This is a genomic window from Simplicispira sp. (assembly GCF_028687295.1).
GTDB classification, from domain to species: domain Bacteria; phylum Pseudomonadota; class Gammaproteobacteria; order Burkholderiales; family Burkholderiaceae_C; genus Simplicispira; species Simplicispira metamorpha.
The window spans coordinates 1-7,520 of record NZ_JAQUAL010000159.1; the positions used below are offsets into that span (position 1 = coordinate 1).

The window sequence follows — 7,520 nt, forward strand, 5'->3', positions numbered from 1 at the left end:
ACCGCATCACCGGCTTTGCCGCCGAGTTCAATTCGACCCTGGTGTTTGACTGCGACGTGGGCAGCGACGAGCAGATCGAGGCCATGTTCACCGACCTGTCCCAAACCTGGCCCACGTTTGACGGCTTTGTCCACGCCATCGGTTTTGCCCCGCGCGAAGCCATTGCGGGCGATTTCCTCGATGGCCTGACCCGCGAAAACTTCCGCATCGCCCACGACATCAGCGCCTACAGCTTCCCGGCCATGGCCAAGGCCGCCCTGCCCTACCTGAACGACAAGTCGGCCCTGCTGACGCTGAGCTACCTGGGCGCGCTGCGTGCCATTCCCAACTACAACACCATGGGCCTGGCCAAGGCCAGCCTGGAAGCCAGCGTGCGCTTTCTGGCCGAATCGCTGGGGCCACGCGGCATGCGCGTCAACGGCATCAGCGCCGGCCCCATCAAGACGCTGGCGGCCAGCGGCATCAAGGACTTTGGCAAGCTGCTGGGCAACGTGGCCAGCGCCTCGCCGCTGCGGCGCAACGTGACGATCGAGGACGTGGGCAATGTGGCCGCGTTCTTGCTGAGCGACCTGGCGGGCGGCGTGACGGCTGAAATCACCTACGTGGACGGCGGCTTCAGCCAGACCGCCGGCATCAGCCGCGACAGCGAAGCGCTGGCCTGATTCAGCCCCCAAACCGGCTCCAGCGCTGATGCAGAAAGCGCTGGCAGCTATCAAAAAGTGAGTTCATCATGCTCCAGCGCCGCCGCGTTTTGACCTGGTTGGCTTGGGCGGCGTGGAGCTTGGCCGTGCCTGCCCCGGCCAACGCAGCCGACGCCGATGCGCCCGCGCTGCTGCTGGCGCAGGTGTACCGCCCCGGCATGGCGCTGCACGGCTATTGGGTGAGCGAAAAATACGACGGCGTGCGCGGCTACTGGGACGGCCAGCGCCTGCGCACGCGCGGCGGCGAGGTGGTCAACGCCCCGGCCTGGTTCACCGCAAACTGGCCTGCCCAGCCGCTGGACGGTGAACTGTGGGCCGGGCGCGGCCAGTTTGCGCAGGCCCAGTCCACCACCGCGCGGCAAACACCGGATGACGCCGCCTGGCGCCAGCTGCGCTTCATGGTGTTTGACCTGCCCGCGCACGGCGGCAGCTTCGATGAACGCTTGGGCGCGCTGCAAACGCTGGTGGCAAGCCTGCAACAGCCCTGGGTGCAGGCCGTGCCCCAGCAGCGCGTGGCCACTGATGCCGCTTTGCAGGCGCTGCTGGCGCGCACCGTGCGCGGCGGTGGCGAGGGGCTGATGCTGCACCGGGGCGCGTCGCACTACCGCGCAGGCCGCAGCGATGATTTGCTGAAGGTAAAAACGCACGACGACACCGAGGCGCGCGTGGTGGGCCACATCCCCGGCCAAGGCAAGCACGCAGGCCGCCTGGGCGCACTGCTGGTAGAAATGCCCAGCGGCCAGCGCTTCAAGCTGGGCACCGGCCTGACCGACGCCGAGCGCGAATCGCCCCCGCCCCTTGGCAGCTGGGTGACCTACCGCTTTCGCGGCCAGCACGCCAGCGGCCTGCCGCGCTTTGCCAGCTTTGTGCGCGTGCGCCACGACAGGCCCTGAAATGACCAGCCCCCCGGCGCCCTTGAAAAACGCTACTTAATTGATAGCTATTGGCGCTCTATGGCAGGGCGTTTGACGCTGTTTTGACCATTGATTTCTGGCACATCACAGCCCGGCAGGATGCCTGCCCATCGCCACAAAAAAGCTACTGAATCCATAGCTGCTCGCGCCCAATGCACAAGGGCTGGAATCGATTTTGGCCCCTATTTTGGCGAGGCCCGGCGCAACAAAGCTGGGGCGCGTTTCAGTCGCCGGGAGCAGCCACCAGGGTAGCCAACTGCCCTGCCAGCGCATCCACCAAACGCTGGCGGCGGGCATCGGTGGCACCGCCGGGCTGGGCCTGCTCCCAATCGGGGTGGCTGCGCGCTGGGGCCAGGTGGGCCAGCAGATCGCGCAGGGCGGGCGCTCCCGGTGCGGCGCTGTCGGCTGCGGGCTGCGCACCCACATGCAGGCGCTGCCAAGCGGCGTGGCCGCGCTGCTCCAGCGCAGCGCACAGGCGCACCAGGGTGCTGGCCAGCAGGTGCAGCACCTCGTCTTCCAGGGTCAGCTCTTCGATGCGGCGCACGCGGTTGGCGATTTTGCGCGGCACCTGGCTCCAGCCCTGGCTGGCCAGACCGCCCACAGCGGCGCCCAGTGCGGTGCCCGTGCCCAGCGACAACCCGGCCAGCGCCACATCCGCCGCCAACCCCACCGCAGCCCCCACGGCAGCGCCCTTGCCCAGCTTGTGGCCTGCATCCAGCAGGGTTTGCGGGTGGAACAGATCGGCCTCCCAACGGCCACTGCTCCAGGGCAGGTCGGCCACCTCGGCATCGCCGGGCCGAAAGCCGTACACCGCCAGCACGGCCTGCACGCAGGCGGCCACCTGCGGCGTCAGCGATTGCCGAAAACCGCGCAGCAGTGCCGTTTTGTGTGCCGGGTCGGCCAGCGCGGCTTGCGGCACTTCGCGGCGCATGGCGGCGGCGCTGACCAGCACACTGGCCACCAGTTGGCAGGCGGCCAGGCGGCGCTCCTGGGCTTGCAGCGCCAGGTCGTCCAAGATGGCCTGCAACTGCGCGCGGCGTGCGCGCAGCAGCACACCCAGGTCTTCGTAGAGCTGGCGCTCGGCGCCCACGAACGGCGCAACGGCATCGAACAGCACCGAGGCGTGCAGGTGGTAAGCGGCCAGGGTGCTCTGCCAGGCCTGCGCCTGGTGGCCGGGGCTGCGCGCAAAGTTCAGCACCGGCATGACGGGCTTGGCGCAGGCGCTGAGGATTTCGATCTCGCAGCGGTATTTGGGCAGCACGTCTTCGCGGCAGTCGATGACGTAGATGGCGGCATCGGCCTCCAGCAGCTTGCGCAGCACCTTGGCTTCTTGCTCGAAGGCGGCCTGCGCCTCGGGGCCGCGCAGAAAGGCGCGCACGCGCTCCAGCGGCGTGGGCAAATCGCCGGGCAAGGATTGCAGGTAGTGGTGCAGCGCCACCGAGTCTTCCAGGCCCGGGGTGTCAAAGTAGCGCACGGCCACCGCGCCCTGAATGCGCAGGTCGGTGCGCTCGACGTGCCGGGTGGTGCCCGCGCTGTCGCAGACCTGGCCAAAGTCAGGCTGGCGCAGCAAGGTGCGCAAGAGCGAGGTTTTGCCAACGTTGGTGTGGCCCACCACGGCGATGTCCAGCGGCGGATAGGAATCGGTAGGGGCAATCATGGCGGGGTGGTTGACACCTGCTCGGCCCAGGATTGGGCCTGGGCGGCGTCGGTGAAGGTGGGCACGGCGGGCAGGCCCCGGGCGTTCAGCCAGTCGCGCCAGCGCTGCGCGGGGGCGCTGGGCGGGGCCGACCCGGACGGTGCGCCGGGGCTGCCCGGCAGCACCAGCCACAGCGCGCACTGCCCGGCGTGGCTGCACGCCTCGCGCAGAAAACGCTCGGTGCCCCGGTCGGGGGTGGCAGCGGCGTTGCACACCAGCACCAGCGCGCCCGGATGCAGCCGGGCCAGAGCTGCCAGAACGCGGCTGCGCTCGTCCTGGGTGCCGGCAATGCGCTCGACCAGGGCAGCGCTGGCGGCCTGGGGTGGTGGCCAAGCCTGGGCCTGGGGCAGCTCAAAGCCAATCCAGGCGATGGCGCTGCGGTGGGCACTGGCGTCTGGTGCGCTGCCACCGGGCGCGCTGGTGGCGCCGGGCAGCGCAAGCGGCTCGGGGTCGGTGATGTACGCGGGCGCCATCGCATCCCAGCGCGCCAGCAATTGGCGCAGGTAGGGGTCAGCGGTATCAAGGGCCAGGCGGTTTTTGCGCCGCTGCCAGACCCCGGCGCACCATGCCGCGCACAGCAGGCGCGGCAGCAACCCGTACACCGCTACGCAGCCCAGCAGCCACCACGCAGCGGCGCGGGCGCATGCGTCTGGCCCGGCAGCGAGTGCCGCTGGCGCCATCTGCCCGGCCATGCACACGGCCCCATCGGGTACGGCAAAGCCCAGTTGCGCGGGCAACCAGCCACTGGCCTGCACCAGTGTCTGAAAAAACGCCGGGTCAAAAATCGTGCTCTCCCAGGTCAGGCGGTACTCGCGGAAGGCAAAAGCCCCCAGCAACCCCAGCAGCACCCAGACAAACGATGCCGCCCACACCAGGTGGCTGACCAAGCCCAACCCCCAGGGTGCCAGGCGCGCCTGGCGCAGCATCTGGCGGGCACCCGTGGCCAGCGGGGCGGACAGGGGCGATGGCGCCGTGCGGTCTGCGGGCCACCACGCCAGCACGCGCAGCAGCAGCGCGCCCAGCGACCAGCGCCCCCACGCCCCCGGCCAGCGCGGTGCCAGTACCAAGGTGGCCAGCCACACCCCCAGCGTAACCAGATGCACGCCCAGCGCTGCCACCAGGGCACTGCCCGCATGGATGCTGCGGCCTTGCGCCAAGATGGCAAAGACCATGCCATTGGCCATCAGCACCACCACCACGGCCAGCGCGGCGCCCAGCCACCAGGCGGCATCGCGCCAGCGCGCCATCTGTGCGGGCAGGCCCAGGCGCTGGCCCAGCAGCCAGGCGCGCTCGCGCAGGCGCGCTTGCGGGTGGGTGTGGCGGGCAAACGCCTCGGCCATGGCCTGGGTATCGTCCAGCGGGCCGGTCTGCTCCAGGGCGCGCACGGCGTGCACCATCCAGACCTCGGTGAGCGGGGTTCTCAGTGCGCTGGAAGACACATGCATCCCGGGACTGTTACGCACGCTCACCACCCAGCGCGCTCGTCTGACAGACGGAACCGTGCGGGGGAGCGGTAATCACAACCTTGCGGGCCTTTGCCACTTCGGCAAGGCGCATTGACAGGAGATTCCGCCATGAAACGCCGACACCTGCCACCCCGCCAGCCAGCGCGCTCGCACCCGCTGATGGCTTTTGCTGCCACCGTGGTTCTGGCCGTGAGCGCCACCGCTGTGGTGTTGTTGCCAGATGTGGCCGTACAGGCCGCCGATGCCTTGGCACAGCTGCCATCGGGCCTGGATGCAATGGTTTCTTCTTCCGGCATATTGGATTGATGTCCGGGCGCATTCAGGGCTTGGCACCGCTGCGCTCGACGAGGTGGATGCGCCTGCGCAGGCGCGCGGCTTCTTCGGTGTCGCCAGCGGCATCGGCGCGCTGCGCTTGCAGCAGCAGCCAGGCCATGAGCGGGCGGCGCCAGCCTTGGGCGGATGCGGTGTCGGTGGCCAGGGCGATCACATCCGGGTGGGCGCGCCCGGTGTGCAACAGCACCCCGGCGGCCACCAGGCGCGAGAGCGGGTCGGTGATGGCCGCCAGCGCCTGTGCGGCCTGTTCGGCAGGCACCAGCGCTGTGCTTTGCTGGGCCGGTGGCAGCAGCGGTACCGTCTGGGCCGTGGCGCGGCCTGCCAGATAGTCGGCATAGGCCCGTTCCGCCGGTGCGGCATCGGCGCGCAGTGCGTCAAAACCGGCACAGGGCGCCAGATTCAGGCTGGCCACCTGCGCCGCGCAGTGCAGCAACTCCAGCCGCGCCAGCAAGGTGATCTGGCCGGTGCGCGCGGTTTGCTGGCGGGCACGGTCCCATTCAAGTTGCGCGATGCGGCCATCGCCCGAGAGGGAGGCGGCCACGGCCTTGTCGGCAGCGGCGCTGGCGTTGCGCTTCCAATCGGGCACGGGCGGCTGGCTGGAGCAACCGGCGGCCCACAGGCACAGCGCCAGCGCGCCAGCGCGCCAGCCGGTACGGGCAGCAGCGCCAGCGCCCAAGCCAGTCACTGCACCCACGCGGGCACGGGCAATGGCACGCCACCACGCTGCGAACCGGCGGGCCAGCCCTGGGGGCATGTGGGGTAACAACGTCATGGCAACTTCACCTCGGCGTCACGGGCAAACGGCCATTTGCGCTGCAATTCGTTGACCAGACCTTCTATCTGGCGCAGGTTGCTTTCCACCTCGGCGCGCAGGGTGCCCAGGTCGGCGGTGCCCTCGCGCACGTTGGCGCCCACGGCCTGGGCCTGCTCCAGCACGGCATCGACTTTTTTCAGGCTCTGGCGGGCGTCCGCCAGCAGACCATTGAGCTGCACCACGCTGGCACGCACCTCGGGCAGCACGCCCGCCGCGCCAAACACCTGGGTGTCGGCCTTGGCGGCCATGCCATCCAGGCGCGCCAGCAGCGCGTTGGTGCGCTCCAGGGTGGTGATGACTTTGCGGGCGTCTTGCGCATTGCCCATCAGCACTTGCAGCGCACCGCCCGGGCCTTGCAGGCGCTGGGTGAGGGTCTGCACCTGGCCCAGGCTGGTGCCCAGGGCCGCATCGGGCGCCGTCAGGGCCGTGAGGTTGGCCAGCAGCTCGCGCGCGGTGGCCATGAGCTGGGGGATTTCGGCGGTGGCGTCGCCGCGCAGCACGGGGCGCACGGCGCCATCGGGCAGCGGTGCGTCTTGCAGCATGCCGCTGTAGGCGCGGATGTTGGTGCCGCCGACCAGGCCGCGCACCAGCGTAAACACGCTGGAGACGCGCAGCCAGTGGGCGTCTTTGCGCGGCACGTCCACGATGATGCGGGCGTTGCCATCGGGGGCCAGTTCAATGCGGCGCACGCGGCCAATCGGAAAGCCTGAAAACGTCATGTCCATGCCCACCACCACGCCCTCGGAGTCGTCGGCGGTGAGCACCAGCGTCTGCGTGGGCTCGAAGGCGCCGCGCGCATACAACAAATACAGGCCCGAGCCCACGATCAGCGCCAGCGTGAACAGCAGCAGCGCCGCTGCCTTGAGTTGCAGGTGGGCCACGGGGCGCAGCATGTCCACGGGGGGCATGGGGGGCGCAGATGGCGTGGGTGCAGACGGCGGCACGGGCGGGGTCGGGGGTGGCGTGGCAGTCATGGGCATCAATAGTAATTGCCGACGAGCGAGAGCACCTCGATCAGCAGCAGCACGGCAAACATGCGCGCCAGACCGCCCAGCTCGGAGTCGGGCTGGGTGGCCTCGCCGGTGTCGTACATCCCGGCGGTCATCGGAATCAAGGCCACGGCCAGGCTGAAAAACACCGTTTTCAGGGCAAACACCAGCGTCACCACCGGCGTGAACACCTGGCCGAACATGCGCGTGTAGCCGGGCAGCCCCGCCACGTTAAAGCCATACACGCTGAGATAAGCCATGACCAGCGCCACCACACACGACAGCGCCGCCAGCGTGATGCTGGCAAACACCCCGGCCAGCACGCGCGGCAGCAGCTGTGTGCGCACCGGGTCAGCGCCGTGCTGGCGCAGCCAGCCAAAATGCCCCGACTGGCGCAACAGCGCCAACTGCGCGCCACTGGGAATGGTGCAGCGCATGGCCACAAACAGCGCCGCCGTCAGCGGAATCAGCTCCAGCACCAGCACACGAATCACCATCTCCAGCGCGTAGCGCGACAGCCCGTAGCTGAGCGCCGTGACCACCACGATGTGCGTAATCACCAGGCACAGCAGCGCCGCCAGCACCGTAAAGCCCAACAGGATGGGCG

The 7,520-nt window shown here is 69.4% G+C and carries 8 protein-coding genes; 3 read left to right on the top strand and 5 right to left on the bottom strand.

Annotated features, from left to right (window positions below; genetic code table 11):
* Positions 1-662, top strand: a 662-nt coding sequence (locus PHX69_RS14080) for an SDR family oxidoreductase (protein ID WP_288044480.1), incomplete at its 5' end; no start/stop codon positions are given.
* A gap of 68 nt (positions 663-730) precedes the next feature.
* Positions 731-1,594: a DNA ligase gene (locus tag PHX69_RS14085; protein ID WP_288044482.1), complete on the top strand. Its 864-nt coding sequence runs from the start codon at positions 731-733 to the stop codon at positions 1,592-1,594.
* Between the two features lie 244 nt (positions 1,595-1,838).
* Here the strand turns inward: PHX69_RS14085 and PHX69_RS14090 are convergent, their stop codons facing one another.
* Positions 1,839-3,272, bottom strand: a complete 1,434-nt coding sequence (locus tag PHX69_RS14090) for a GTPase/DUF3482 domain-containing protein (RefSeq protein ID WP_288044484.1) — start codon at positions 3,270-3,272, stop codon at positions 1,839-1,841.
* Positions 3,269-4,756, bottom strand: coding sequence for a DUF2868 domain-containing protein (locus PHX69_RS14095; protein WP_288044486.1), 1,488 nt, complete (start codon positions 4,754-4,756; stop codon positions 3,269-3,271). Before PHX69_RS14095 ends, PHX69_RS14090 begins: the two co-directional genes overlap by 4 nt.
* Positions 4,757-4,885: 129 nt before the next feature.
* Here PHX69_RS14095 and PHX69_RS14100 point away from each other — a divergent pair, with 129 nt between their 5' ends.
* Positions 4,886-5,083, top strand: a complete 198-nt coding sequence (locus PHX69_RS14100) for a hypothetical protein (RefSeq protein WP_119012556.1) — start codon at positions 4,886-4,888, stop codon at positions 5,081-5,083.
* Positions 5,084-5,096: 13 nt separating this feature from the next.
* Here the strand turns inward: PHX69_RS14100 and PHX69_RS14105 are convergent, their stop codons facing one another.
* From PHX69_RS14105 to PHX69_RS14115, 3 genes are all read right to left on the bottom strand, one after another.
* The gene (locus PHX69_RS14105; protein ID WP_353852418.1) at positions 5,097-5,882 is read right to left on the bottom strand and encodes a hypothetical protein; all 786 of its coding nucleotides are present in this window, start codon (positions 5,880-5,882) and stop codon (positions 5,097-5,099) included.
* Complete coding sequence (locus tag PHX69_RS14110; protein ID WP_288044488.1) at positions 5,879-6,832, bottom strand: MlaD family protein; 954 nt, start codon at positions 6,830-6,832, stop codon at positions 5,879-5,881. Before PHX69_RS14110 ends, PHX69_RS14105 begins: the two co-directional genes overlap by 4 nt.
* 71 nt (positions 6,833-6,903) lie before the next feature.
* A partial coding sequence (locus PHX69_RS14115; protein ID WP_288044490.1) for an MlaE family ABC transporter permease occupies positions 6,904-7,520 on the bottom strand: 617 nt, incomplete at its 5' end.

Bases quoted from the DNA above. Each gene is read 5' to 3' on its own strand.
- PHX69_RS14090 (WP_288044484.1), bottom strand. From the start codon at position 3,272: ATGATTGCCCCTACCGATTCCTATCCGCCGCTGGACATCGCCGTGGTG.
- PHX69_RS14105 (WP_353852418.1), bottom strand. From the start codon at position 5,882: ATGACGTTGTTACCCCACATGCCCCCAGGGCTGGCCCGCCGGTTCGCA.
- PHX69_RS14110 (WP_288044488.1), bottom strand. From the start codon at position 6,832: ATGCCCCCCGTGGACATGCTGCGCCCCGTGGCCCACCTGCAACTCAAG.
- PHX69_RS14085 (WP_288044482.1), top strand. From the start codon at position 731: ATGCTCCAGCGCCGCCGCGTTTTGACCTGGTTGGCTTGGGCGGCGTGG.
- PHX69_RS14095 (WP_288044486.1), bottom strand. From the start codon at position 4,756: ATGCATGTGTCTTCCAGCGCACTGAGAACCCCGCTCACCGAGGTCTGG.
- PHX69_RS14100 (WP_119012556.1), top strand. From the start codon at position 4,886: ATGAAACGCCGACACCTGCCACCCCGCCAGCCAGCGCGCTCGCACCCG.